The organism is Mycobacterium paragordonae, assembly GCF_003614435.1.
In the GTDB taxonomy this organism is placed as follows: domain Bacteria; phylum Actinomycetota; class Actinomycetes; order Mycobacteriales; family Mycobacteriaceae; genus Mycobacterium; species Mycobacterium paragordonae.
Map to the genome: position 1 here is coordinate 6576960 of NZ_CP025546.1, position 26869 is coordinate 6603828.

Sequence of the window (26869 nt, forward strand, 5' to 3'; positions counted from 1 at the left end):
GGACGGCGCGCCTGCCTGGTCGGGTCAGCAATGAGTTCGGTAGGCCCGGTTGATGGGGTTGACATTGGCAGAGCGCAGGGCGGTGACCCAATCAGCGGCGACTCGTTATCAGCAGGCCGGTAAGCGCGGTAAGACCCGGATTCTTGACGAGTTGTGCGCCAACACGGGCTGGCATCGCAGCCATGCCCGCAAGGCACTGAAAGCCGCGCTGGCCCCCAGGATCATGTCTGCACGAAGTCCGCGGCCCGTGAAATACGGCGAGGATGTCATTGCTGCGCTGACGATCTGCTGGACGGTGCTGGGCATGCCCGCCGGCAAACGGCTCGCACCCATGCTCACCGAGCTGGTAGCCGTGCTGCGCCACTTCCGGGAGCTGGTCATCAGTGACGAGACGGCGGCACTGCTGGTATCGATGTCGGCGGCCACCATCGATCGCCGCCTGGCCGATGAACGGGCCAGATACAAGATCAAAGGACGCGTGGGCACCAAGCCGGGGTCGCTGATCCGAAGTCAGATCCCGGTGCGCACCTGGGCCCAATGGGATGACGCTGTGCCCGGCTTCGTCGAGATCGACACGGTCTTCCATGACGGCGGCAATCGGGGTGGAGGCCATGCGTTCACGTTGACGGTCACCGATATCGCCACCGGCTGGACCGAAAGCCGCTCGCTACCGGACAGGACGGCCAAACACATCCTGGCCGCCCTCAATCAGATCGCCGCCGCGATGCCGTTCCCGATCCTCGGCGTGGACTGCGATAACGGATCGGAATTCATCAACGACGACCTCTTGGCATGGTGCCAAGACCGGCGAATCACCTTCACCCGGTCACGGCCGGGCAACAAGAACGACGGCTGCCACGTCGAGCAGAAGAACTGGGTGGTGGTCCGCACCGTGGTCGGCTACTACCGCTACGACACAGCGTCAGAACTCTTGCTACTCAACGAGATCTGGCGACTGCAGTCACAGCTGACCAACTACTTCCACCCCCAGCAGAAATTGGTATCCAAAGTCCGCAAAGGCGCCAAGGTATCCAGAAAACACGACACGGCCACCACCCCGTTTCACCGGGCGACCGACCACCCGAGTATGACCCTGGACCGCATCGTGGCGCTCAAGCGGACCTACTCACTGATCAACCCAGCCGCCACCCAACGCCAGATCCAGGCGTTGACCAACCAACTCTTCACCCTGACCACCAGCAAAGCCCCAGCCGGCGTCCCGACTCCACTCACCAAGCGCGCACGTTCACGTGAGGCAACCAACAACCCTTCGCGCGCATCTTGACATGAGGCAACTTGCCGACAAGGCTCGATCGTGTCAAGAGGTCAAGTAGCGGTCGATAACCGCGGCCGACAGACCGGCGCCACACCAACTCAGGCAGGCCGGATCTCAAAGACGAACTCGCATCCTCCGATGCATACGCTGTCGCCATGCGCCAGAGTGGCGCTCCCCCGGATCAATTCACCCCGCACCTCGACACCGTTCGTTGAGCGCAGATCGGTAACTACGAAACCCGTTCCCGTGTCAGCGATCACGGCGTGGTGGCGACTGACGTCGTTGTCGTCGAGCACGATGTCGTTGTCGGCCAACCGCCCGATCCGGGTGGTCGCACTGTTGAGCTGATAGCGGCGCCCGAAGCGGTCGCATAGTGTCGCCACGACCGACGTCGACAGCGTGGTCCTGGTGTCGATCCGGCTGCGCTTGCGGGTGCTCTTGACGGCCTGCTTGGTGACGATCGGCTCCTGGCGCAGGATTCGCTCGTGCAGGGTGCTGACCGTCGGTCCGGGATCGATCCCCAGCCCCTCGGCCAGCGCCGTCTTCAGCTGCCGGTAGGCGCCCAGCGCGTCGGACTGCCGCTCGGTGACGTAATAGGCCGTGATGAGCTGCGCCCACAGGGGCTCGCGATAGGGGTGCTCGGCAGCGAGCGCCTCCAGCTCCCCGATCACCCCGTCGGCACGCCCGCAGGCGATTTCGGCCTCTGCGCGCGCACTGTGCGCGGCCACCTTGTCTTCGAGGGCCTTGGCGGCGAACGGGGCGACGAAGTCGAAGTCGCGCAGGTCGTCAAGCACTGGGCCGCGCCATTCGGCCAGGGCCATGGACAGGTGACTGCTGGCCTCCTCGAACCGGCCGGCGGCGGCCGCCTCAACGCCGGCCGCCTTCCCGGCGGCAAAGCGACCCAGGTCATAGTCGGTGTCGGCCACATTCAGCTGGTAACCCGGCGGCGCGCTGGCCAGCACCCGCACCGGGTCGACGCCCCCGTCGCGCAGCAGCCGGCGCAGGTTGGAGATGTGGGACTGGATGCTGGTGCGTGCCGCCGGCACCGGGGAGCCGGCCCACACCGCGTCGATCATCGAGTCGACCGACACCGGCCGGTTACGGTCGATCAACAGCACCGCCAACACAGCCCGCTGCTTGGCGGCACCGACGGACACCGGGTCGCCGTGCACCAACAGTTGCAGCGGCCCTAGAACGCCAAACCCGAGAGCCGAGTTCGTCATCGCGCTGCAAGCCCTCCGGTCATTGTGGTTCTGGCCATTTCTCTGGCTCTAATTGTGACCTCTGAGGGCGCGCAATAGACAAAGGCCCACCGAATCAGTGCCCGCGCACTGCGAGCCCGGAAGCTGCAGCGCGGCCCCGCGTCCAAAACGGACTCAGTGACGTCGCCTACGATCGAGCCTCGTGTCCCCCGACGGTAATGAGCGGTCCCACCGGATCGCCCGGTTAGTAGCCGTCGTCTCCGGCATCGCCGGTCTGGTTCTGTGCCTGCTGGTTCCGCTGCTTCCGGTGCAACAGACCACGGCGGCCATCCTGTGGCCGCAGGGCAACACCCCGGACGGCAACATCAGCCAGATCACGGCGCCGTTGGTGTCGGGTGCCCCGCGCGACCTCGACATCTCCATTCCCTGCTCGGCGATCGCCACCTTGCCCGCGGCCGGCGGTTTGGTGGTCTCGACGCTGCCGACCGACGGCTTTCAGACCGGCAAGCATGGTCTGTTTGTCCGCGCGAACAAGGACTCCGTCGTCGTGGCCTTCCGCGACACGGTGGCCGCCGTGGCCCCCCGGGCCCAGATCGCGGCCGGCGGGTGCAACGTGCTGCACGTCTGGGCCGACGCCGGTGGCGCGGGCGCGGACTTCGTCGGGATCCCGGGCGCCGCAGGCCGGCTCGACCCTGAGAAGAAACCGCAGGTCGGCGGGATCTTCACGGATTTGAAGGTGCAAGCTCAGCCGGGGCTGTCCGCCAGAGTCGACGTCGACACCCGGTTCATCCTGCGGCCCACCGCCCTCAAGACGCTGGCGATGGTGCTGGGAGCACTCGCGGTCCTGGGCGCCATCGTGGCCCTCGCGGCGCTGGACCGTCTGAGTCGTGGCGAGACCCTGAACACGTGGCGGCCCCGGCTACCGAGGATCAAGGCCGGCCTGGCCGCCTGGCTCGCGGACGTCGTGGTGATCGGCACCCTGCTGCTCTGGCACATCATCGGTGCGACGTCGTCGGATGACGGTTACAACCTGACCATCGCCCGGGTCGCGCCCCAGGCCGGATACAACGTCGACTACTACCGCTACTTCGGGACCACGGACGCACCGTTCGACTGGTACTTCGGGGTGCTGTCCCGAATGGCGTCCGTCAGCACTGCAGGGGTATGGATGCGGCTGCCCGCCACGCTGGCCGCCATCGCATGCTGGCTGCTGATCAGCCATTTCGTGCTGCGCCGGCTGGGTCCGGCACGCGGCGGGCTGGGCGCCAACCGGGTGGCGGTGTGGACGGCGGGCGCGGTGTTCGTCGCGGCGTGGATACCGTTCAACAACGGCCTGCGGCCCGAACCGTTGATCGCGCTGGGCGTCATCCTCACCTGGCTTCTGGTGGAGCGCTCCATTGCGCTGGGCCGATTGGCCCCCGCCGCCATCGCGATCATCGTGGCGATGCTGACCGTGACACTGGCACCGCAGGGATTGATCGCGGTGGCGCCCCTGTTGACCGGCGCCCGCGCCATCGCCCAGACGATCCGGCGCCGACGCGCCACCGATGGCCGGCTCGCACCGATGATCACCCTGGCGGCGTCGTTGTCGCTGATCACCGTCGTGGTGTTCCACAGTCAGACGCTGGCCACCGCGGCCGAGTCGGCGCGCATCAAGTACACCGTCGGGCCGACGATCGCCTGGTACCAGGACTTCCTGCGCTACTACTTCCTCACCGTGGAGAGCAACGCCGACGGCTCGATGTCGCGCCGGTTCGCCGTGTTGGTGCTGCTGCTGTGCATGTTCGGGATGCTGTTCGTCCTGCTGCGCCGCGGCCGGGTGACCGGGGTGGCCACTGGTCCAGCGTGGCGGCTGGTCGGCACCGCCGCGATCGGTCTGCTGCTGTTGCACGGCACACCCACCAAGTGGGCTATTCAGTTCGGTGCCTTCGCCGGGCTGGCCGGGGCGCTGGGTGGGCTCACCGCCTTCACCGTCGCGCGCATCGGCCTGCACAGCCGGCGCAACCTGGCGCTCTACGTCACCGCCCTGCTGTTCGTGCTGGCGTGGGCGACCTCGGGCATCAACGGCTGGTTCTACGTCGGCAACTACGGCGTCCCGTGGTACGACATCCAGCCCGTCATCGCCAGCCACCCGGTGACATCGATGTTCCTGACGCTGTCGATCCTCACCGGGTTGCTCGGCGCTTGGTACCACTTCCGGATGGACTACGCCGGGCACACCGAGGTGAAGAACAACCGGCGTAACCGCGTGCTGGCGTCGACGCCGCTGCTGGTGGTGGCGGTGATCATGGTGGCGGGCGAAGTCGGCTCGCTGGCCAAGGGCGCGGCGTCCCGCTATCCGCTCTACACCACCGCCAAGGCCAACCTGGCGGCCATCACGTCGCCGGACAGCTGCGCGATGGCCGACGACGTGCTCGCCGAGCCCGACTCCAATGCCGGGATGCTGCAACCGATCCCGGGCCAGGAGTTCGGCCCCGACGGCCCGCTCGGCGGCGTCAACCCGGTGGGCTTCAAGCCTGAAGGCGTCGGCGAGGACCTGAAGTCCGACCCGGTGGTGAGCAAGCCCGGCGTCGTCAATTCCGACGCCTCCCCCAACAAACCCAATGCCGCCATCACCGACTCCGCCGGCACTGCCGGCGGCAAGGGCCCGGTCGGCGTCAACGGCTCCCACGCGGCGCTGCCCTTCGGATTGGACCCGGCGCGCACTCCGGTGATGGGCAGTTACGGCGAGAACAACCTCGCCGCGCGGGCCACCTCCGCCTGGTACCAGCTGCCCGCCCGCCGGCCGGACCGGCCCCTGGTGGTGGTCTCGGCCGCCGGCGCCATCTGGTCCTACAAAGAGGACGGCGACTTCATGTACGGGCAGTCGCTCAAGCTGCAGTGGGGCGTGACCAAACCCGACGGCAACACCCACCCGCTGGGTGAGGTGTTCCCGATCGACCTGGGGCCCCAGCCGGCCTGGCGCAACCTGCGGTTCCCGTTCGCCTGGGCTCCGCCGGAAGCCAACGTGGCCCGCATCGTCGCCTACGACCCGAACCTGAGCTCCGAGCAGTGGTTCGCCTTCACCCCGCCGCGGGTGCCGGAACTGGAGTCGTTGCAGCGGCTCATCGGGTCGCAGACCCCGGTGCTGATGGACATCGCGACGGCGGCCAACTTCCCCTGCCAGCGGCCGTTCTCCGAGCATCTCGGTATCGCGGAACTCCCGGGCTACCGCATCCTGCCGGACCACAAGCAGACCGCTGTGTCGTCGAACTTGTGGCAGGCCGCGTCCACCGGCGGCCCGTTCATGTTCACCCAGGCGCTGTTGTGGACGTCGACCATCTCGACCTACCTGAGCGGCGACTGGTACCGCGACTGGGGTTCGGTGGAGCAGTATCACCGGCTGATTCCCGCCGACCAGGCCCCCGAAGCCACCGTCCAGCAAGGCGTGACCACAGTGCCCGGCTGGAGCCGGCAAGGACCGATTAGGGCTCTGCCATGAGCGTCACGACCTTCCCCCAGCAGGCCGCCCCGGAGACCGGCCGCGACGTCCGGCTGACCCGGTGGGTGGCGACGATCGCCGGGTTGATCGGGTTCGTGCTGTCGGTCGCCACGCCGTTGCTGCCGGTCGTGCAGACCACCGCGATGCTCAACTGGCCGCAGAACGGCCAGCTGAACAGCGTGACCTCGCCGCTGATCTCGCTGACGCCGGTCGACTTCAAGGCGTCGGTGCCGTGCAGCATCGAACGCGACATGCCGGCCAGCGGCGGCGTCATCCTGGGCACCGCGCCCAAGCAGGGTAAGGACGCCAACCTCAACGCCCTGTTCGTCGTGGTGAGTGCACAGCGCGTCGACGTCACCGACCGCAACGTCGTGATCCTGTCGGTGCCGCGCGACCTGATGCGGTCCCCGCAGTGCGAGCGCATCGACATCAGCTCGACCCACGCCGGGACGTTCGCCGAGTTCATCGGGCTGAAAGACCCGCGCGGAGCGCCGCTGCGCAGCGGCTTCCCGGACCCGAACCTGCGTCCGCAGATCGTCGGTGTCTTCACCGATCTGACCGGCCCGGCGCCGCCGCAGCTGAGCCTGTCGGCAACGATCGACACCCGGTTCTCCAGCACCCCGACCACGCTGAAGCTGCTCGCCATGGTCGGCGCGATCGTGGCCACCATCGTCGCGTTGATCGCGCTGTGGCGACTCGACCAGCTGGACGGCCACCGGATGCGGCGCTGGATCCCAGCAAACTGGCGCACGTTCACGTTGCTCGACGGCGTGGTGATCTTCGCCTTCCTGCTGTGGCATGTGATGGGCGCCAACTCCTCCGACGACGGCTACATCCTGGGCATGGCGCGCGTCGCCGACCGCGCCGGCTACATGTCCAACTATTTCCGCTGGTTCGGCAGCCCTGAAGACCCGTTCGGCTGGTACTACAACCTACTGGCGCTGATGACCCACGTCAGCGACGCCAGCATCTGGATGCGGTTGCCGGACCTGGTCGCCGGATTGATCTGCTGGCTGCTGCTGTCCCGCGAGGTGTTGCCTCGACTCGGCCCTGCGGTGGCCGCCAGCAAACCCGCCAACTGGGCGGCGGCGATGGTGCTGCTCACCGCGTGGATGCCGTTCAACAACGGGCTGCGGCCCGAGGGGATCATCGCGCTGGGGTCGCTGGTCACCTATGTGCTGATCGAGCGTTCGATGCGATACAGCCGCCTGACGCCGGCGGCGCTGGCGATCATCACCGCGGCGTTCACCCTCGGTGTGCAGCCGACGGGCCTGATCGCAGTGGCCGCGCTGGTCGCCGGTGGCCGCCCGATCCTGCGGATTCTGGTGAAGCGCCGCCGGATGGTCGGCACGCTGCCCCTGCTGTCGCCGATGCTGGCCGCTGGCACCGTCATCCTCACCGTGGTGTTTGCCGACCAGACCCTGTCGACGGTGCTGGAAGCCACCCGGGTCCGCAGCAAGATCGGGCCCAGTCAGGCCTGGTACACCGAGAACCTGCGCTACTACTACCTGATCCTGCCGACCGTCGACGGCTCGCTGTCGCGCCGGTTCGGCTTCCTGATCACGGCTCTGTGCCTGTTCACCGCGGTGTTCATCATGCTGCGGCGCAAGCGGGTGCCGGGGGTCGCACGGGGTCCGGCGTGGCGGCTGATGGGCGTCATCTTCGGCACCATGTTCTTCCTGATGTTCACCCCGACCAAGTGGGTGCACCACTTCGGTTTGTTCGCTGCGGTGGGCGCGGCGATGGCGGCGTTGACGACGGTGCTGGTGTCGCCATCGGTGTTGCGCTGGTCGCGTAACCGAATGGCGTTCCTGGCCGCGGTGTTCTTCCTGCTGGCGTTGTGTTTCGCCACCACCAACGGCTGGTGGTACGTGTCCAGCTACGGTGTGCCGTTCAACTCCACCATGCCCAAGCTCAGCGGAATCTCGGTCAGCACAATCTTTTTCGCGTTGTTCGCGATTGCGGCTGTGTATGCGGCCTGGCTGCACTTCGCGCCCCGCGGCAGCGGCGAGGGCCGGGTGGCGCGGTGGCTGACCACCGCCCCGGTGTCCCTGGCGGCCGGCTTCATGGCCCTGGTGTTCGTGGCGTCGATGGGGATCGGGATCGTGCGGCAGTACCCGACATACTCCAACGGGTGGTCCAACCTGCGGGCATTCGCCGGGGGCTGCGGACTGGCCGACGACGTGCTCGTCGAGCCGGACACCAACGCCGGCTTCATGACGCCGCTCCCCGGTAACTACGGTCCGCTGGGTCCGCTGGGCGGCAGCGACCCAGTCGGCTTCTCGCCCAATGGGGTGCCCGAGCACACCGTCGCCGAGGCCATGGTGATGAAGCCGAACCAGCCCGGAACCGACTACGACTGGGACGCTCCCACCAAGCTGAAGACGCCCGGCATCAACGGTTCGACGGTGCCGCTGCCCTACCAGCTGGACCCCGGGCGGGTGCCGCTCGCGGGTACCTACACGACGGGCGCCCAGCAGCAGAGCCGACTCGCGTCGGCCTGGTATCAGCTGCCCAAGCCCGATGACGGCCACCCCCTGGTGGTCATCACCGCCGCGGGCAAGATCGCCGGCAACAGCGTCCTGCACCACTACACCTCCGGCCAGACCGTGGTGCTGGAATACGCCCGGCCCGGGCCCGGCGCGCTGGTGCCCGCGGGCCGGATGGTGCCCGACGACCTGTACGGCGAGCAGCCCAAGGCCTGGCGCAACCTGCGGTTCGCCCGCGACAAAATGCCCGCCGACGCCGTCGCCGTGCGGGTGGTCGCCGAGGACCTGTCGCTGACGCCGGAGGACTGGATTGCGGTGACCCCGCCGCGGGTGCCGGAACTGCGGTCGCTGCAGGATTATGTCGGCTCGACGCAGCCGGTGCTGCTGGACTGGGCGGTGGGGCTGGCGTTCCCGTGTCAGCAGCCGATGCTGCACACCAACGGCGTCACCGAGATTCCGCGGTTCCGCATCACCCCGGACTACAACGCCAAAAAGCTGGACACCGACACCTGGGAGGACGGCGTCAACGGCGGGCTGCTCGGCATCACCGACCTGCTGCTGCGCGCCCACGTCATGGCGACCTACCTGTCGCGCGACTGGGCCCGCGACTGGGGGTCGCTGCGCAAGTTCGACACGCTGGTCGACGCGCCGCCGGCACGGCTGGACCTGGGTGAGGCGACGCGCAGCGGGTTGTGGTCGCCGGGTCAGATCCGGATCAAGCCTTAACTTGAGCCTGGCGACGCAGCCACCTCGCGGGTCACGACTTCGGCAGCTTCAGCACCCGGTTCTTGCCGCTCTCGGCGACATACAGGTTTCCGGCGCCATCGACCGCCACCCCGTGTGGGCCGTCGAGCTGGGGAAACGGCAGCACCGACTGCGAGCCGGTCTCCGCGGCCAGCCGCACCACCCGGCCGGTGCCCGCATCGCTGACGTACACGTTCCCGGCACCATCCACCGCCACCCCCCACGGCTTGACCAGGCCGAAGAACGGCACCGTGGTCTGCACACCGGTCTCGGCGGTCAGCTTCGTCACCTGACCGTCGCCCAGGTCGGCGACGTAGACGTTGCCGGACCCGTCCACCGCCACCCCTTCGGGCCCGTCCAGGCCGGTCATCGGTAACGCCGTCTGGGCCCCGGTCCCGGCCGCCACCTTCAACACCCGGTCTTTGATCCAGTCCGCCAGGTAGAGGTTGCCGGCGCCGTCCACCGCCACCCCATGGGGGCCGTTGCGCTCGAGCTTCAACACTGTCTGGTTCGCGGCACCGGCCGCGAGCTTCGTCACCCGCTCGTTGTAGGAGTCGGTGACGTAGACGGTGCCGCTCCCGTCCACCGCAACCCCGACGGCGTACCGAAGGTCGCTGAACGGCAGCACGCTCTGGTCCCTGGTCGCCGCATCCAGCTTCACCACCCGGTTGTTGCCGTTGTCGGCGACGTAGACGTTGCCGGCGCCGTCCACAGCGACGCCGAGCGGACCGCTGAGGCCGGCGAACGGCAACGCTACTTCGGTCGGCGACGGCGACGGCGGCGGCGACGGCTTCGCAACCGACGACTGGGCCGGCGGGCCACCGGCGCGGTGGACAAGGACGGTGGTGGTGACGACGACGGCCGCGACGAGGGTGACCAGGACGGCGCCGAGCGCGACGCGGGCCCGTGGGCTCAGCCGGGCAAGCAGCGGCGGTGTGGCCGCCTCGCTGAGCTTGGTGGCTGCGGCAGCGTCAGCGGCCATCGTCTCGGCGCTGCTGGCAACGGCCTCGGCGTCGGCGTCTGCGGGTGCTCCCTGCGCGGCGGCAGCAAGCTCGGTGACCGTCTGATACCGCTCGGCGGGTTCTTTGGCCATGCCCTTGGCGATCACCGCGTCGAAGTCCGGCGGCAGGTCGGGCCGGGTGCTCGACGGGCGGGGCGGTGGCAACGTCAGGTGCGCGGTCACCTGGCTTTCCAGTGAGTCGCCGGGGAACGGCCGGTTGCCGGTCAGGCACTCGTACAGCACACAGGTCAGCGCGTAGATGTCGGCGCGGGCGTCGGCGTCCTGCGCCATCAACCGTTCCGGCGCCATGTAATGCCAGCTGCCGATCATCTCCCGGGAACCGGTCAGGCCGGCGTCGTCGGCGCCGCGGGCGATGCCGAAGTCGATCAGGTACGCGAAGTCGTCCTCGTCCAGCAGGATGTTGGACGGCTTGACGTCGCGGTGCACCAGACCGACCTTGTGCGCGGCGCGCAGCGCCTGGGCCACCTGCTCGATGATGTGCACCGCCCGGTGCGGCGGCAGCGGTCCGTTGGCCAGCTTCTCTTCCAAGTCGCGGCCCTCCACGAGCCGCATGTCTACATAGAGGCGGCCGTCGATTTCGCCGTAGTTGTGGATCGGAATGATGTGCGGGTTGTTGAGCTGCGCGGCCGCCTCGGCTTCGCGCCGGAACCGTTGCACGAAGGTCTGGTCGGTGGCCAGCTGCGGCGGCAGGAGTTTGATCGCCACTGTCCGGTTGGTGGCCGTGTCGTAGGCGCGCCAGACCTCGCCCATGCCGCCCTGGCCCATCATGTTCTGCAACCGGTAGCGCCCGAAGGGGGTCCCCTGCACCGGATCACCATAAGCCCAGATTTAGCCTGCGTGGGGTAGTGGCGGCGTCTCTCCTACGACGTTGCCGGACGAGTCCAGGGCCTGCAGCTGGTAGTAGCCGTCGGTGCCCCCGTTCAGCGGCAATGCGGTGTCGTATCCGGCCCACTCGGCGGTGGCCAACACCGTCATCGCGGTGCTTTGCGGACCGTGCCGCAGGCGCCAGCTGCGCACCGCCGTGGCGCCGTTCCATACGGCGTGCACAACGTCGCCGGCGAAGACCATCTTCGGGGGTTCGACGGGAGTGCCGCTCCACTCGTCCAGGTAGGCGCGGTAGGTCCCGCCGGCCAGGGCGACGTCGTAGAGCATCGTGCCGTCGGCCGCGAACTCGGCGATGTGACCGGCGGTCCCCCAGCCGGAGAAGGTGCCGCCGCCGGGTAGTTGCTGCAGGTTGCCCATGGCGCCGCTGCTCAGTTTGTCCGGGTGGGGCTGCGCGCGCAGCAGCGTGGCGGTGCGCGCGGCGGGGTCCAGGCGGATCCACTTCAGGCTGCTCGGCACCGACCCGCCGCCGGTCTGGCCGGCGTTGCCCTCGAAATGGTTGTCGAACAACGTGATCGTGTTGGCGTCGGGCATCTCGGCGTCGTGCTGGTAGGCGAATTCGACGCCGTCGCCGAGGGCGAAGGTGGACTGCTTGCCGCCCAGGCGCCAGTTGATCGCGCCGGTGCGCGGGTCGACATTGAAGACCGTGGACAGCGCGCGCAGGCTGATCAGCAGGTTGCCCGCGGGATCGAGTGCGATCGAATTCATGTGGTAGGGATCGAGAACCTGGCCGGCGCTGTACTTCGCCGGCGAGTCGCTGACCGGCACATGCGCAAGCGCGTCCCACTGAAACAGCGTCTGGTGCCGTTCGACGTCGACCACCGAGGCGATGCAGTTGTAGATCCGGCCGTCCTTGGGGCCGCCGACGGCGCTGAGGTCGGTGACGACTTCCTGGTAGGAGGTGACCAGGGCGTGCCCGTCGGGGGTGAGCCGGAATTCGTGGATGTCCGAGGACAGCTCCCCGCCCGGGGTGACGGTGTCGATCACGTTGTAGCGCTCGTCGGCGATATAGCTGAGGCCGAGTCCGTGGCCGCCCTGTTTGAGGCCCTGCCACCAGGTGAGCACCGGTTTGCCCCGGTAGGTCTGGACGCGCAGGTTGCCGGCGGTCTGGCCGGCCGGGAGCTCGCGCTGCCACACCACCCGTCCGGCCTTATCGGCGATGACCAGGACCGATGCCTTCGGCGTCCCGCCGGCCGGGTTGGCTGCCGTGGTGCCCGAGACGTAGAAGACGTAGCCGGGGGCACCCCGCGGATTGTTGACCTTGACGGAATAACCCGACGAGGGGGCCGACGTGCTCGGTGGCGCAGCGGGTTTGCTGTCCCGCGTGCCGCAGGCCGCCGCCGCGGCGGTCAGCGCGACTCCCGTCATGACACCGAATTGACGCCGTGAGATCCCGCCGGCCATCAATCTCCTTCGAAGTCTTCGCTTCTGCGGCCTGCTGCCGGGGCTATTAGATCAGGCACCGCCACGAACCGGGATGAAACACTGGAAGGCATGTGGGCGAAGCGCATTGGCATCACCGTGCTGGTGTGCGTTGCGTCCGCCGGTTGCGCGGCGACGCCGCCGGGCGGCCCGGGCTCGGCTGCCCGGTCGAACTACGTCGCAATGGGCGACTCCTTTGCCGCCGCGCCAGGTGTCCCGGAGTTGGCCGCGCCGCGCGGATGCCACAAGTCCACCAACAACTATCCGGCCGTGCTGGCGCGTCGCCTGGCTGCCGCCGCGTTCCACGACGTCACGTGCAGTGGAGCGACGACCGATGATGTCGTCAACCGGGAACAGCGGACCGATCATGGGCTGATCCCCCGCCAGCTGGACATGGTCGGACCGCCGACGGACCTGATCACCATCACGATCGGCGCCAACGACGTCGGGTTGGCAGGGGATGCCGAGTCCTGTCAGGTCGAGGCGGCCAATCCAAAGCCGTGCGCCGCGGCGTTCGTCGTCAACAACGTCGACCGGATTTCCAGCAGCATCCGCGAGCAGGTCCCGGTATGGGCCGCGATGATCGACCAATTGCGCGCCGATGCGCCCAGGGCACGCATCATCCTGGTCGGCTACGGAATCTTCGTCCGCCCCGGCGGCTGCTTTCCCGACCAACCGCTGCTGCCGAACGACGCCAATTACCTTCAAGCCAAAGTCGACGAACTCGATGACCGGCAGCGACAACTCGCCGCGGACAAGGGAGTGGAGTTCTACGACACCCGGTCGCTGTCAGCGGGCCATGACATGTGCGCCCCACCGGGCGAACGCTACGTCGAGGGCTACGTCACCGAAGGCAACAACGTTCCCCTGCACCCCACCGCTTTGGGGGCGGTCGCACTGGGAAATGCGCTGACCGACTATCTGGTCTTATCGGAGAACCGGTAAGCGTCCCGAATACCACGCGCAACGCCATTACCGCCCGCCCGTTAATTGACGCGAACGCAGGTTTAACTGCGCAAACGGTAGTCAATAACTGAAAAGTTCACACGGCGGCACGGGCGGAATGGACGGGCAAATGCGCACGCTGACTGGCTTCGGGACTTTTGCTTCAGTTTTCACGGTATTGGCCGCTTCGACGGCGACCCTCGGAACGGGCATGGCGGCCGCAACCGGCCCGGTGCCGATCAGTTCCACGTTGCGTAACTGCGATGGCAGCGCCGTCAAGACCGCGGTCCAGGCGCCGCGGGTGGCGCTGGGGCGCGGCGTGGTCCTCGTCCATCCGTCGGGTTCAACCGTCAGCGCGGACATCGACCTGGTGATCTCGAACCAGCCCGGTATGCACTACGACGTGGGCCTGATTCAGGTGCCGCGTCCGACGTCGGCGACGTGCGGGCCCGGCGATCCGGGCACCACGTACGCCGGCGTCGACACCGACCCTGCGGGGCATGCGGCTATCACCATCACCGCTCCGATTCAGCAGGGCACCACCGGCGTCTGGGTCATGGTCACCACGCCGAACCCGCACAACCAGGCGCCGGCCGAGTACTACTCCTCGGAGTTCGTGGCTCCCGTCTAGACAGCACGAATCTGTAATACCGTCGCGGAATGACCGATTACGAGGCCGAGGCCGTAGATCGGCTGCCGTTCTCGACGCCGGAAAAGTCGCAGCGTTACCGGACCGAGGATTACGCCGGCGCCGTCGGTCTCAACTGGTACCGCACGGATCCCACGCTGCAGTTCACCATGGCGTACTACCTCAAGCCCGACGAGTTGGCGGTGGTCGAACCCCAGCTGACCCGGATCGGCGACCTGATGGGTGGGCCGGTCGCCCGCTGGGCCGAGGAGACCGACCGCAACCCGCCGCGGCTGGAACGCTACGACCGCTGGGGTCACGACGTCAGCCGGGTGGTGATGCCGCCGTCGTTCACCGCCGCCAAGCGGGCGGTGCTGGATGCCCAGGGTGCCCTGCGGGAGGCGTGCCGGGGTGCGGGTTTCCGCTCGTCGCTGTCGATGTTCGCGTCGAACTACCTGCTCAACCAGGCCGACATCGGGATGGGCTGCGCGCTGGGAACCGGGGGCGGCATGGTGCAGTCGCTGGTGGCCGCGTACGCACCGGCCGACGTCCGCGATCATGTGCTGGCCAAGTTCGACTCGGGCGAATGGGCCGGCGAGACAGCGCAATTGCTGACCGAACGCACGGGCGGGTCGGATCTGGGCGCTCTGGAGACCACCGCGCGGCGGGCCGGCGACGCGTGGGTGCTCAACGGCTTCAAGTGGTTCGCGTCGAACTGCGCCGGGGAGGCCTTCGTCGTGCTGGCCAAGCCCGAGGGCGCCCCGGACTCGAGTCGCGGGGTGGCCAACTTCCTGGTGTTGCGCACCCGTCGGGACGGTTCCCGCAACGGGGTGCGGGTGCGCCGCCTCAAGGACAAACTCGGCACCCGCTCGGTGGCCTCCGGAGAGGTCGAATTCGTCGACGCGGAAGCTTTTCTGCTGTCCGGCGAGCCGTCCGGGGAGTCGGGCCCGTCCGACGGCAAAGGGCTGGGCCGGATGATGGAGCTGACCAACGCGGCGCGCCTGGGCATCGCCCTGTTCGGCCTGGCCAACGCGCGTCGCGCCCTAGTCGAATCACTCTGCTACGCGCGGCAGCGACGTGCGTTCGGCGGGGCGCTGATCGACAAGCCGCTGATGCGACGCAAGCTCGCGGAGCTGATCGTCGACGTCGAAGCCGCCCAGGCGATGGTGTTCGACAGCACCGGAGCGGTGAATCACCGGCAGCCGCGCGGCACCCGGCAACGCATCGCGGTGCCGGTCACCAAGCTCAAGGTCGCCCGGCTCGGCATCACCGCGGCATCCGACGCGATCGAGATCCACGGCGGCAATGGCTACATCGAAACATGGCCGGTGGCAAGGCTTTTGCGCGACGGCCAGGTCAACACCATCTGGGAGGGGCCGGACAACATCCTGTGTCTGGACGTGCGACGCGGCATCGTGCAGGCCCGCGCCCATGAGCCGCTGCTGAACCGCATGCGCGACGCGGTGTCGGTTTCCGACGACGACGCGACCACTGCGCTGGTGGCCGACCGGATCGACGACCTGGAAGCGGCGGTGACCGCGTGGGAGAAGCTGGACGGGGCGGTGGCCGAGGCGCGGCTGTTTCCGCTCGCCCAGTTCATGGGCGATGTGTACGCCGGCGCGCTGTTGACCGAGCAGGCGTCCTGGGAGCGGGAAACGCGTGGCGGCGAGCGCAAGGCCCTCGTCGCGCGGCTGTACGCCCAGCGCCACCTCGCCGATCGCGGGCCACTGCGCGGCATTGACGCCGAGGGTGATGAGGCGCTGGATCGCTTCGACGAACTGGCCGAAGGGACGCTGCGGCCGTGAGGGCCGCGGCTCACCCTGATCGAGCCGGCTGCCTGAGTCGCCGAGGGTGAACGGCCCGACGCTCCGGCGGCGCGTCGCGTCGTCGGATTCACAGTCGGCGCGGATGCGCGGCGCGAGTCGTTGCCGAATTGCCCGCGGACGTGGGACTTCCGTCCCTATTGCGGCACATCGCCCAGGTGGTCCGATGAAGCGGAGTTTGCCGAGGCGTACATGGAGGTACGGCGATGAACACGACGGTTCCGGCCCCACAGCGCGGCACGCGCCCCAGCACAAGGGAAAGCACTGCCTCTTGGCGCGCCGACCTCGACGGCGCGTCCGCCGCCGTAGCCGATCTGATAACAGTCAACGATGTCGAGGCATTGAGCCCCGGCGCCGGCATGCTGGTCGTGACGCGTGGCCCCAACACCGGATCGCAGTTCCGGCTGGTCAAGCCGGTCACCTCCGCCGGCCGGCATCAGCTCAGCGACATTTACCTCGACGACATCACGGTCAGCCGTAGGCACGCGGAATTCCGAAGGGACGCAGGCGAATTCCAGATCGTGGATCTGGGCAGCCGCAACAGCACCTATGTCAACCGGGAATCGGTCGAGTCCGCGGTGCTGGCCAACGGCGACGAGGTCCAGATCGGCAAATTCCGCCTGGTGTTCGTCGCCGGATAACCCGCTGACTAGACCGGGATGAGGCCGTGCTTGCGGGCCAGCCGGGACCAGTTCTGCTTGTCCCGCAGCAGGTGCATCGACCTGCGCAGCAGCAACCGGGTCTGGTGCGGGTCGATCACCGAGTCGATGAAACCACGCTCGGCGGCCGTCCACGGGATCGCCATGTTGAGGTTGTAGCCCTCGATGAAGTCCTTCTTGATCTGCTGCGCCTCGGGCGTGGTGGGGTCCGGGAAGCGCTTCATCAGCAACTGCGCGGCACCCTCGGCGCCGATCACCGCGATGCGCGCGGTGGGCCAGGCGAAGTTGAAGTCGGCGGTCAGCTGCCGGGAGCCCATCACCGCGTACGCGCCGCCGTAAGACTTGCGGATCGTGATGGTCACCTTGGGCACGTCGGCCTCGACGACCGAGTACAGGAACCGGCCGCCGCGCTTGATGATGCCCCGCTTCTCCTCCTCGGCGCCGGGCAGGAAGCCGGGGGTGTCCACCACGAACACCAGCGGGATCTGGAACGAGTCGCAGAACCGGATGAACCGCGCCGCCTTGTCGGAGGCCTCGTTGTCGATAGCCCCGGACAGGTGCATGGGCTGGTTGGCGATCACGCCCACCGGGCGCCCGTCGACCCGGGCGTACCCGGTGATGATGGCCGGCCCGTGCTGCGCGGCAACCTCCAGGAAGTCGCCGTCGTCGAAGATGCGCAGCAGGATCTCGTGCATGTCGTAGGCCGCATTGTCGGAGTCCGGCACGATCGAGTCCAGCTCCAGATCGGTCGGGGTGACCTCTGGTTCCAGCCCGGGATTGATCACCGGCGCCTTGGTGAAACAGTTGGACGGCAGGAACGACAGGAACTCCCGCACATACTGAAACGCCTCGGCCTCGGAGTTCACCACCTGGTGGATGTTGCCGTAGCGGGCCTGCGCGTCGGACCCGCCGAGCTCGTCGAGGGTGACGTCCTCCCCGGTCACCTCCCTGATCACGTCGGGTCCGGTGACGAAGAAGTAGCCCTGGTCGCGCACCGAGACCAGCAGGTCGTCCTGAATCGGCGAATACACCGCTCCGCCGGCGCACTTGCCGAAGATCAGCGAGATCTGCGGCACCACACCCGACAGCGCCTCGTGCCGTTGGCCCAGCTCGGCGTACCACGCCAGCGAGGTGACGGCGTCCTGGATGCGGGCGCCGCCGGAGTCCTGGATACCGATGATCGGGCAGCCGACCATCGCGCACCACTCCATCAGTCGGGCCACCTTGCGGCCGAACATCTCGCCGACGGTGCCCTGGAAGACGGTCTGGTCGTGCGAGAACACCCCGACCGGGCGGCCGTCGATCATTGCGTGCCCGGTCACCACCCCGTCGCCGTAGAGGGCGTTCGGGTCACCGGGGGTCTTGCACAGCGCACCGATTTCGAAGAACGTGCCCGGGTCCACCAGCGCGTGCACGCGGGCCCGCGCGCTCGGGATGCCCTTCTTCTCGCGCTTGGCGGCGGCCTTCTCGCCGCCCGGCTCCTTGGCCAGCTCCAGGCGAGCTCGTAGCTCGGCCAGCTTCTCGGCGGTGGAATGCACGACGATCGGAGCCGGCTCCGGAGCTACTTCAGTCACTACTTGCCTACCTCACTAGCGCGTTCAGCTTCGATGTTGTCCAGCGCGCGGCTCATGTGTTCGCCCACCTTGGCGATGATCGGTTCGTCGATGGCCTGGATGTGCTCACCACCGATCGGCACGACCTCGAGGTCGGCGACGTACTCACCCCAGCCGCCATCCGGCTTGCGGATGCCGTACCGCGGCTCGAACATGATCGCGTCGTCATGGTATCGATCGGCCATGTAGAGCGTGACGTGGCCATCGAACGGCTGGATCTCGGCGGTGTCGATCGCCCGGTTGTCCAGGTATGACGTGCGCTGGTGCTCGATGATTCCGGCCGGGATCTGCACGCCGCTCTGGCTGACGGCGTCCAGCACGAACCGCACCTGGCCGTCGTCGTCGAGCTCCTCGAGCTGCTCGTACGGGATCGCCGGGATGGTGACGTTGAACGTCTTCTCGGCGAACTTGGCGTAGCGGTCCCAGCGCTTGCGGACCTCTTCCTTGGTCTGCGGAATCTCCTCGCCCGCGCGCACCGCGTCGATCAGACCGACCCAGCGCACGTCCTTGCCCAGGCGCTTGAGCCCGATCGCGCAGGCGTAGGCCAACACCCCGCCCAGCGACCAGCCGGCCAGGATGTAGGGCCCGTCGCCCTGCATCTCGATCAGCTTCGGGACGTACTGCGCGGCACGCTCCTCGATCGACCCCTCGACTCGTTCGAGACCGTACATCGGCACGTCCGCCGGCAACCGCTTGAGCAGCGGCTCGTAGACCACCGTCGAACCACCGGCCGGGTGGAAGACGAACACCGGCGTCCGCGAACTGCCCTCCTGCCGCGGCCGCAGCGTGCGCACGAAGCCGTCGATCACGCCGGCCTCGAGGTAGTTGCGCACCTTCTCGGCCAACTCCTCGATGGTCTGTGAGCTCTGCACGTCCTCGACGGTGATCGGGCCTTCGGCGCGCTCAGAGAGCCGCTCGGCCATCTTGGCTGCCTTCTCGTCGTCCAGCTTGGGCAGCGGGTTGAAGATGCCGCCCGCGGACTTGCCGGTGACGATCGCCCAGGTCGCGAAGACGACGCGTTCCGCGGCGTCCCGGGGCGGGACGTCGGAGTTGAGCGCCTTGGCGACGGCCTCCTGGCTGAGTGCGCCGGCCGTGGGCTTCTCCCCGTTGCCGGCGGCGCCGTTGGTGCCCGGGCCGGCCGGGTCGGTCGGCGGCGGCGGGATCTGCACGTCCGACGGCGGCATCGCCGGCTGCTCGGCAGCGGCCTGCGGTTCCACCTCCGCTTGCGTTTGCGGCTCCGCTTGGGGATCGGGCGCCGGCGCCACCACGCTGGCCGGCGAAGCGCCGCTGAGCAACTCGGCCTGCGCCCGCGCGATCTCCTCGGCGGTCTGCGTCTTCTGGTACTCGTGCAGCTGCTCGACCTCGTCGCGGTGCTCGATCGCGTACTCGATCAGTTTCTCCACGGCGTACAGGTTGGCGTCGCGCACCGCGGTCAGCTGGATCGGCGGCAGGTCGAAGTCGTACTCGACGCGGTTCTTGATCCGCACCGCCATCAGCGAGTCCAGACCGAGCTCGATCAGCGGCACCTCCCACGGCAGGTCCTCGGGCTCGTAACCCATGGCCGCCGCCACGATGGTGCCCAGCCGCTCGGCGATGGTCTCACCGGAGTCCGCAGACCACCGGCCGACGTCCGACGGCAGGTAGCGGTTGGTCAGGCTGTCCGACAGCGTCTCGGCGTCGTCCTCCTCGACCGCGGACACCGACGGCGTGCTGGACTCCCCCGCCGCGATCGCGGTGCCGGCGCCCACCGCAACCGGCAACACCGCCTCGGAGCCGCCGCGGGCGACCAGCGCGTCGTAGACCAGGGTGAAGGACTGTTCGATGCGGGCGTGCACCTGCACCGACGCGCCGCCCGGGTGCCGGGTCAGCGTCGTCACGAGCCGGGCGCCCTCACCGGGCACCGCGCGCTGCTCGGAGGCGGTCAGCTTGGCGTCCGGCAGCACCGCCACGGCGGCGGCTTTGACCAGCGCCGCGAGATCGGGCGTCTTTTCCCGGGGCGCGTACTCCCACACGTGCCGACCGTCGGGCAGAGCAACGTGGGAGCCCGGCATCAGGATCGAGCCATCCCCGGCGAAATGCGCGTCCAGCCAGTGCTCTTTGCGCTTGAACCGGGTCGGCGGAATGTTGGCGTAATCATCGGGGCCCGCGGCCCGGGTGAACAGCGTCCGGACGTCCAGGTCGTGGCCGTGCACGAACAGCTGGGCCATGGTCGAGATCATCGACTCGACCTCGTCCTGCTTGCGGGCCAGCGTCGGGATCAGCTGGGCGTCATGGAGTCCGGCGGACGCCGTCGTCAGCCCGACCTGCATCAGCGCCACCGGGTTGGGGGCGAGCTCCAGGAAGGTGGTGTGCCCGCTGTCCACGGCGTTGCGGATGCCGTGGGTGAAGTAGACGCTGTGTCGCAGCCCCTTCTTCCAATAGTCGACGTCGTGGATCGGCTCGCTGCCGGGCTTGATGTAGCGGCCCTCGTGCACGGTCGAGTAGATCCCGCAGGTCGGGCTCATCGCCTTGATGCCCTGCAACTCGGCAGCGAGTTCGCCGAGCAGCGGGTCCATCTGCTGGGTGTGGCTGGCGCCCTTGGTCTGGAACTTGCGGGCGAACTTGCCCTCGGATTCCGCGCGGGCGATGATCGCGTCCACCTGGTCGGGCGGGCCGCCGATGACGGTCTGGGTGGGTGCGGCGTAGACGCACACTTCCAGGTCCGGGAAGTCGGAGAACACGGTCTTGATCTCGTCGGCGGAGTACTCCACCAACGCCATCAGCCGGATGTACTCGCCGAACAGCATCGCCTCGCCCTCACCCATCAGGTGCGAGCGCGAGCAGATGGTCCGGGTCGCGTCGCGCAGCGACAGACCACCGGCGAAGTACGCCGACGCGGCCTCACCCAGCGACTGCCCGACGACCGCGCCGGGCTTGGCGCCGTGGTGCTTGAGCAGCTCACCGAGGGCGATCTGGATCGCGAAGATGGTGACCTGGGTGGTCTCGATGCCGTAGTCCTGCGAGTCGTCGAGGATCAACTCGAGGACCGAGTAGCCCAGTTCGTCCTGAACCAGCGCGTCGACCTTCTCGATCCACTCGGCGAACACGGGGTTGCGCAGGTACAGGCTCTTGCCCATCTTGCGGTGCTGCGCACCGAAACCGGCGAGCACCCAGACCGGGCCGTTGGTCACCGGGCCATCGGTGCTGAACACGTTGGGCCGCTGCTTGCCCTCGGCGATCGCGCGCAGGCCCTTGATGGCCTCTTCGTGGTCGTGGGCCAGCACCACCGCGCGGGAGCGGCCGTGGTTGCGGCGCGACAGCGAGCGGCCGATCGACTCCAGCGACGACGCCTGTCCCTCGGGGCTTTCCATCCAGTCCGCGAGTTCGGCGGCGGCGGCCTTCTTGCGCGAGGTGAGGAACGCCGAGATCACCAGCGGGATGGTGGGGGCCGGAAGTTCTTGTGTGGCAAGCTCTTCCAGTGCCGCTTCCTTGAGGGCCAACGCCTCTTCGGTGACGCCGGGCAGTTCGTACTCGTCCTCGGCGGCGGCGGCTGGGGCGTCGTCGTCGATGATCTCGCCGTACTCGTCGAACCGCAGCGAGTGACCGACACCTTCGGTGAGGTCGCCGCCGGCGGACACCACAGCGGCCTGCGGCGAGGCTTCCGGTTCTTCCTGGCGCTCGATGACGTCCCGGGGCAGGACCTCACGCACCACCAGGTGCGCGTTGGCGCCGCCGAAGCCGAAGCTCGACACCCCGGCCAGCGCGTAGCCGCCGTAGCGCGGCCAGTCGGTGGCCTGGTCGACGACCTTCAACCGCATGGCGTCGAAGTCGATGTAGGGGCTGGGCCCGGCGAAGTTGATCGACGGCGGCAGCTTGTCGTGCTGCAGCGCCAGCACGACCTTGGCCATGCTGGCCGCACCGGCGGCCGACTCCAGGTGGCCGATGTTGGTCTTGACCGCGCCCAGCAGCGCCGGCCGGTCGGCCGGGCGTCCCTTGCCGACGACGCGGCCCAGGGCCTCGGCCTCGATCGGGTCGCCCAGGATGGTGCCGGTGCCGTGCGCCTCGATGTAGTCGACGTTGCGCGGGTCGATCCCGGCGTCCTTGTAGGCCCGGCGCAGCACCTCGGCCTGCGCGTCCTGGTTGGGTGCGATCAGGCCGTTCGAGCGGCCGTCGTGGTTGATCGCGCTGCCGGCGATGACGGCCAGGATCTGGTCGCCGTCGCGGCGGGCGTCGTCGACCCGCTTGAGGACCAGCATGCCGCCGCCCTCGGAACGGGTGTAGCCGTCGGCGTCGGCGGAGAACGACTTGATCCGGCCGTCCGGTGCCAGCACCGCGCCGATCTCGTCGAAGCCGAGCGTCACCGCGGGCGTGACCAGCGCATTGACACCGCCCGCGACCGCCACGTCGGCCTCGCCGTTGCGCAGCGCCTGCACGGCCTGGTGCATCGCCACCAGCGAACTCGAGCACGCGGTGTCGACCATGACGGACGGTCCGCGGAAGTCGAAGAAGTAGGAAACCCGGTTGGCGATCACCGCGCCCGAGTTGCCGGTGATCGCGTAGGGGTGCGCCACCGTCGGGTCGGAGATAGCCAGGAAGCCGTAGTCGTTATTGGTGACGCCGACGTACACGCCGACGGCCTCGCCGCGCAGGCTGGACGCCGGGATGCGGGCGTGCTCGAGGGCCTCCCAGGTCAGCTCCAGCGCCATCCGCTGCTGCGGGTCGATGTTGTCGGCCTCGGTCTTGGCCACCGCGAAGAACTCGGAGTCGAAGCCCTTGAGGTCCTTCAGGTAACCGCCGCGGGTGCGGGCCTTGGCGACCCGCTCGGCCAGCCGCGGCTCCTCCAGGAATTCCGACCAGCGGCCCTCGGGCAGGTCGGTGATGGCGTCGCGGCCCTCCATCAGGGCCGCCCACGTCTCGTCGGGGGTGTTCATGTCGCCGGGCAGGCGCGTGGACAGGCCGACGATCGCGATGTCGACGCGCTCGGCAGGGCCGGTGCGGGTCCAGTCGACCGCATCCGCGCCGTCATCGTCGGGCGATTCGGGCTCGCCCTCGATGATGCGGGTGGCCAGCGACTCGATGGTCGGGTGCTGGAACGCCACGGCGACCGACAGCGTGACACCGGTCAGGTCCTCAATGTCGGCGGCCATCGCGACCGCGTCGCGCGAAGCCAGACCCAGCTCCACCATCGGCACCGACTCGTCGATCGAGTCCGGTGACTTGCCGACGGCCTTGCCGACCCACTCGCGCAGCCATTTGCGCATCTCGGGGACCGTCATGTCGGTCTTATTCGCGGGCGAGTTCTCCTGGCTTATGTCAGACATCAGCTACCTTGTTCGATCGGTCAGTCAGAAGTGGCGAAGCTGGTCGCGGAGTTCACGCCGCTGCGCAAACTGCCGTCCAGGTAGGCCGCCCGGCAGGCGCGGCGGCCGATCTTGCCACTGGAGGTGCGGGGGATCGAGCCGGCTTGGACCAGCAGCACGTCGCGCACGGTCACCCCGTGCCCGACGGCGATCGCCGCGCGGATGTCGTCGGCGATCGGCTGGTATTCGAGCTTGTGGGTGCCCGCGGCGCGCTCGCCGACGATCACCAGTTGCTCGGAGGTGTCTTCGGCGTCGAACTTCAGCCCGGCGTGCGGGTCGTCGTAGACCTTCTGCGGCAACTCGTTGGCCGGCACCGAGAACGCGGCGACATAGCCCACCCGCAGCGCCTTGGTGGATTCCTGCGCGGTGAACTCGAGGTCCTGCGGGTAGTGGTTACGGCCGTCGATGATGACCAGGTCCTTGATCCGGCCGGCAATGTAGAGGTGCCCGTTGTGGTAGGTGCCGTAGTCACCGGTACGCACCCAGAGGCCGTCGTCGGGAGCGCCCTCGGCGTGCGACTCGGTGACTCGGGACTTCAGGATGTTCTTGAAGATGTTGGCGGTCTCTTCTTCCTTGCCCCAGTAGCCGATGCCCAGATTGTTGCCGTGCAGCCAGATCTCGCCGATCTGCCCGTCCGGCAGCTCGCTGGCCGTTTCGGGGTCCACGATGACGGCCCACTCGTCGACACCGATCTTGCCCGCGGAGACCTGCGCGACGGCCTTCGGCGAGTCGGCGGCCACCTCGACGAAGTGCTGCTTGTTGAGCTCGTCGCGGTCGACGTGGATGACGGTGGGCGACTCGTCCATCGGGGTGGTCGAGACGAACAGCGTCGCCTCCGCCAGACCGTAGGACGGCTTGACCGCCTCGGGCTTCAAGCCGTACGGCTCGAAGGCCTTGAAGAATTTGCGCAGCGACGACGGCGACACCGGCTCGCTGCCGTTGAGGATGCCCTTGACGTTGCTCAGGTCCAGAGGCGGCTCGTCGTCGCGCGGCAGACCGCGCACCGCGGCGTGCTCGAAGGCGAAGTTCGGCGCGGCGGAGAACGTTCCGCCGGTTTCGCCGGGCTTGCGCGCGAGTTCGCGGATCCAGCGGCCCGGGCGGCGCACGAACGCGGCCGGCGTCATGAAGGTGAAGCTCTGGCCGAGCACCGACGTGAGCAGCACCGTGATCAGGCCCATGTCGTGGAAGAACGGCAGCCAGCTGACGCCGCGGTCACCTTCCTGGCCTTCCAGGGCGTTGAGCACCTGCACCACGTTGGTGGGCAGGTTCAGGTGGGTGATCTGCACGCCGGTCGGGGTGCGGGTGGAGCCGGAGGTGTACTGCAGGTACGCGGTGGTGGTCTCGTCGGCTTCGGGCTCTTGCCAGGTGGAGGCGACCTCGGTGGGTACGGCGTCCACGGCGATGACGCGGGGGCGTTCCTTGGCCGAACGCGCGCGGATGAACTTGCGGACACCCTCGGCGGATTCGGTGGTGGTCAGGATCGTCGACGGGGTGCAGTCGTCGAGCACCGCGTGCAGACGGCCGACGTGGCCCGGCTCGGAGGGGTCGAACAGCGGGACCGCGATCCGGCCGGAGTACAGGGCGCCGAAGAAGGACACCATGTAGTCCAGGTTCTGCGGGCAGAGGATGGCGATGCGGTCACCCGGCTGGGTGACCTGCTGCAGACGGGCGCCGACGGCACGGTTACGGGCGCTGAACTCCGACCACAGGATGTCGCGTTCGATACCGTCGCGCTCGGTGGAGTAGTCCAGGAAGCGGTACGCCAGCTTGTCGCCGCGCACCTTTGCCCACTTCTCGACGTGACGAACCAGGTTGGTGTTCGACGGGAACCTGATCTTGCCGTTCACGATGAACGGGTTGTGGTACGCCATGACGCCCTCTCCTGTCACAAACTCTCTAAGTGCCGGCTGGCGCCGACGGTAGTCCTCTAGTCACCGGCCAAGCCGACTGAAAATTCTGCGCGCGGCCCAGCTGCGACCAGCGCCCGTTTCGCACCGGCGCCTGTCGCAGCCAACTTTGACCCAACAGGGTCAACCACATGCTCTTAATTTTCTCTTAATGTTAAGGGGCCGGGGGCGGCAGACCAAATCACAAGGTACGCCTGATCGCGCCCACCACCATCACACCGAGGCCGTGTCTGATAGCTGAGCTATCGAATCGGCCCGGACCGATCAGCTGTGCTTGGGATGCGGCGCCTTATCCAGCACGCCCTGGGCCCAATTCAGCGTCCATTGGGTAGCGGACTGGCCGTTGGCGTTCCAGAAGTCGGTGGTGGCATACATCGCATGAATGGGCTGCCCGGCGCCTCCGGCCAGCGTGTTCAGCGTGGTCGGCAGGTTGGCGGGACTGAACGCCTCTTTGGGGGCCGCGCAGATCAGGTCGCCCTCCGCGCAGATCTCGTTGGTCCGGCCGTCCAGGTCGCCGAAGCCGCCCGGTCGCGCCCCGGTCATCGTCAGGCCGAGCCCGGACAGCACCGGCACTTCGTGCAGGGTGATTTCGGCGCCCACCCCCGGCGGGGTCGGCGGGATGTTGTTGCCCACGTTCTCCTGGCGCCGGCCGTCGGCGATCAATGTCACACCCAGAACCAGGTCTTCATCGACAGGACCCAGGCCGTTGCCGATGTCGCTGGCGACATCGCCGCCGATCACGGCGCCCTGCGAGAACCCCACGATCACGTAGCTGGTCAGCGGGCAGCGGTTGTTCATGTCGGTCATGGCCTTGACGGTCGCCCGGGTGCCTTCCGCGCGGCTGTCGTTGTAGCTCATCTGACCGTCGGCGCTGAGCGGATTACGGAACTGCGCCGTGTAGGGGACCGTGTACGTCTGCACCCGGCCGCCGCCGAACTGCTGGCCGATCGGTCCGGTCACGTTGAGCAGCAGCGCCTTCGGGAACTGGGTCGGATTCAGCGGGTCGTCGGTCGGCCACGACTCCCAGGTGCCCGGCACGGAGATCAGTTGCACGTCGGGGCAGGACGCGTCCTGCGAGGCCGGCCGCGGCTTCTTCGGGTGCGAGGTCGTGGGCCCGGTGGGCAGCACACCCGGGGGTACCGCGCTGGGCGGGACGTCCTGGTGACGCAACAGCATCACCCCGCCGATGATGACGAGGGCCACCACCAGGGCCATCGAGGCGGCTGCCGCCCAGGCAAGTCGTCGGCGGCGTTTGCGCTGCGCGCTATTCTTGGCCATCTTCTCCCGCTAACAGAGTCCGGTAGGACCCTCGCGGGTCCCGGCGAATGGGTTGGGCAAGTGCCTTACCTGGTAACGCACCGTCGCGCCCTACTCACCCGCGCAGCGTGGTGATGCGGACGTACCGCCCTCTGCTGCACTCCCTACACGGTACCGGCCC

The 26869-nt window shown here is 68.2% G+C and carries 14 protein-coding genes; 7 read left to right on the forward strand and 7 right to left on the reverse strand.

What is annotated here, in order from left to right; genetic code table 11:
* The first annotated feature begins 52 nt into the window (after nucleotides 1–52).
* Nucleotides 53–1285: a DDE-type integrase/transposase/recombinase gene (locus C0J29_RS29560; protein WP_120791988.1), complete on the forward strand. Its 1233-nt coding sequence runs from the start codon at nucleotides 53–55 to the stop codon at nucleotides 1283–1285.
* Between the two features lie 89 nt (nucleotides 1286–1374).
* Here C0J29_RS29560 and C0J29_RS29565 read toward each other — a convergent pair whose 3' ends face one another.
* On the reverse strand, nucleotides 1375–2499 hold the full coding sequence (locus C0J29_RS29565; RefSeq protein WP_120794386.1) for a BTAD domain-containing putative transcriptional regulator: 1125 nt from the start codon (nucleotides 2497–2499) through the stop codon (nucleotides 1375–1377).
* Nucleotides 2500–2680: 181 nt separating this feature from the next.
* Here C0J29_RS29565 and C0J29_RS29570 point away from each other — a divergent pair, with 181 nt between their 5' ends.
* Both C0J29_RS29570 and embB read left to right on the forward strand, forming a co-directional pair.
* Entirely contained in the window at nucleotides 2681–5959 is a 3279-nt protein-coding gene (locus tag C0J29_RS29570; RefSeq protein WP_120794387.1) for an arabinosyltransferase domain-containing protein, read from the forward strand.
* Nucleotides 5956–9174, forward strand: coding sequence for an arabinosyltransferase EmbB (embB, locus tag C0J29_RS29575; protein WP_120794388.1), 3219 nt, complete (start codon nucleotides 5956–5958; stop codon nucleotides 9172–9174). Before C0J29_RS29570 ends, embB begins: the two co-directional genes overlap by 4 nt.
* A gap of 31 nt (nucleotides 9175–9205) precedes the next feature.
* Here the strand turns inward: embB and C0J29_RS29580 are convergent, their stop codons facing one another.
* Together C0J29_RS29580 and C0J29_RS29585 are read right to left on the reverse strand one after the other, a co-directional pair.
* Nucleotides 9206–11020, reverse strand: coding sequence for a serine/threonine-protein kinase PknD (locus C0J29_RS29580; protein ID WP_120794389.1), 1815 nt, complete (start codon nucleotides 11018–11020; stop codon nucleotides 9206–9208).
* Nucleotides 11021–11041: 21 nt separating this feature from the next.
* Nucleotides 11042–12499, reverse strand: a complete 1458-nt coding sequence (locus C0J29_RS29585) for an arylsulfotransferase family protein (protein ID WP_242460581.1) — start codon at nucleotides 12497–12499, stop codon at nucleotides 11042–11044.
* Between the two features lie 90 nt (nucleotides 12500–12589).
* On the opposite strand from C0J29_RS29585, the gene C0J29_RS29590 reads away from it, so the two are divergent.
* The 4 genes from C0J29_RS29590 (at nucleotide 12590) to C0J29_RS29605 (ending at nucleotide 16554) form a co-directional block, all read left to right on the forward strand.
* Nucleotides 12590–13462: an SGNH/GDSL hydrolase family protein gene (locus tag C0J29_RS29590; RefSeq protein ID WP_120794390.1), complete on the forward strand. Its 873-nt coding sequence runs from the start codon at nucleotides 12590–12592 to the stop codon at nucleotides 13460–13462.
* A 130-nt stretch (nucleotides 13463–13592) separates the two neighbouring features.
* Nucleotides 13593–14093 carry a hypothetical protein gene (locus tag C0J29_RS29595; RefSeq protein ID WP_120795044.1) on the forward strand — a complete coding sequence of 167 codons (501 nt, stop codon included), beginning with the start codon at nucleotides 13593–13595 and terminating at the stop codon, nucleotides 14091–14093.
* A 29-nt stretch (nucleotides 14094–14122) separates the two neighbouring features.
* A complete protein-coding gene (locus tag C0J29_RS29600) occupies nucleotides 14123–15895 on the forward strand; it encodes an acyl-CoA dehydrogenase family protein (protein WP_120794391.1) in 1773 nt (590 codons plus the stop codon).
* A gap of 224 nt (nucleotides 15896–16119) precedes the next feature.
* Nucleotides 16120–16554: an FHA domain-containing protein gene (locus C0J29_RS29605; RefSeq protein WP_120794392.1), complete on the forward strand. Its 435-nt coding sequence runs from the start codon at nucleotides 16120–16122 to the stop codon at nucleotides 16552–16554.
* Nucleotides 16555–16562: 8 nt separating this feature from the next.
* Here the strand turns inward: C0J29_RS29605 and C0J29_RS29610 are convergent, their stop codons facing one another.
* From C0J29_RS29610 to culp6, 4 genes are all read right to left on the reverse strand, one after another.
* Nucleotides 16563–18146: an acyl-CoA carboxylase subunit beta gene (locus tag C0J29_RS29610; protein ID WP_065048506.1), complete on the reverse strand. Its 1584-nt coding sequence runs from the start codon at nucleotides 18144–18146 to the stop codon at nucleotides 16563–16565.
* Entirely contained in the window at nucleotides 18146–23485 is a 5340-nt protein-coding gene (pks13, locus tag C0J29_RS29615) for a polyketide synthase Pks13 (RefSeq protein ID WP_120794393.1), read from the reverse strand. Before pks13 ends, C0J29_RS29610 begins: the two co-directional genes overlap by 1 nt.
* Nucleotides 23486–23505: 20 nt before the next feature.
* Nucleotides 23506–25395: a long-chain-fatty-acid--AMP ligase FadD32 gene (fadD32, locus tag C0J29_RS29620; RefSeq protein WP_065048510.1), complete on the reverse strand. Its 1890-nt coding sequence runs from the start codon at nucleotides 25393–25395 to the stop codon at nucleotides 23506–23508.
* Nucleotides 25396–25695: 300 nt separating this feature from the next.
* Nucleotides 25696–26709, reverse strand: a complete 1014-nt coding sequence (gene culp6 / locus C0J29_RS29625; protein ID WP_065048512.1) for a carboxylesterase Culp6 — start codon at nucleotides 26707–26709, stop codon at nucleotides 25696–25698.
* Nucleotides 26710–26869 lie beyond the last annotated feature (160 nt).

Excerpts from the sequence above, each read along its gene's own strand:
- C0J29_RS29560 (WP_120791988.1), top strand. The coding sequence starts at position 53 with ATGGGGTTGACATTGGCAGAGCGCAGGGCGGTGACCCAATCAGCGGCG.
- C0J29_RS29565 (WP_120794386.1), bottom strand. The coding sequence starts at position 2,499 with ATGACGAACTCGGCTCTCGGGTTTGGCGTTCTAGGGCCGCTGCAACTG.
- embB (WP_120794388.1), top strand. The coding sequence starts at position 5,956 with ATGAGCGTCACGACCTTCCCCCAGCAGGCCGCCCCGGAGACCGGCCGC.
- C0J29_RS29585 (WP_242460581.1), bottom strand. The coding sequence starts at position 12,499 with ATGGCCGGCGGGATCTCACGGCGTCAATTCGGTGTCATGACGGGAGTC.
- C0J29_RS29590 (WP_120794390.1), top strand. The coding sequence starts at position 12,590 with ATGTGGGCGAAGCGCATTGGCATCACCGTGCTGGTGTGCGTTGCGTCC.
- C0J29_RS29595 (WP_120795044.1), top strand. The coding sequence starts at position 13,593 with ATGCGCACGCTGACTGGCTTCGGGACTTTTGCTTCAGTTTTCACGGTA.
- C0J29_RS29600 (WP_120794391.1), top strand. The coding sequence starts at position 14,123 with ATGACCGATTACGAGGCCGAGGCCGTAGATCGGCTGCCGTTCTCGACG.
- C0J29_RS29605 (WP_120794392.1), top strand. The coding sequence starts at position 16,120 with ATGAACACGACGGTTCCGGCCCCACAGCGCGGCACGCGCCCCAGCACA.
- pks13 (WP_120794393.1), bottom strand. The coding sequence starts at position 23,485 with ATGTCTGACATAAGCCAGGAGAACTCGCCCGCGAATAAGACCGACATG.
- fadD32 (WP_065048510.1), bottom strand. The coding sequence starts at position 25,395 with ATGGCGTACCACAACCCGTTCATCGTGAACGGCAAGATCAGGTTCCCG.
- culp6 (WP_065048512.1), bottom strand. The coding sequence starts at position 26,709 with ATGGCCAAGAATAGCGCGCAGCGCAAACGCCGCCGACGACTTGCCTGG.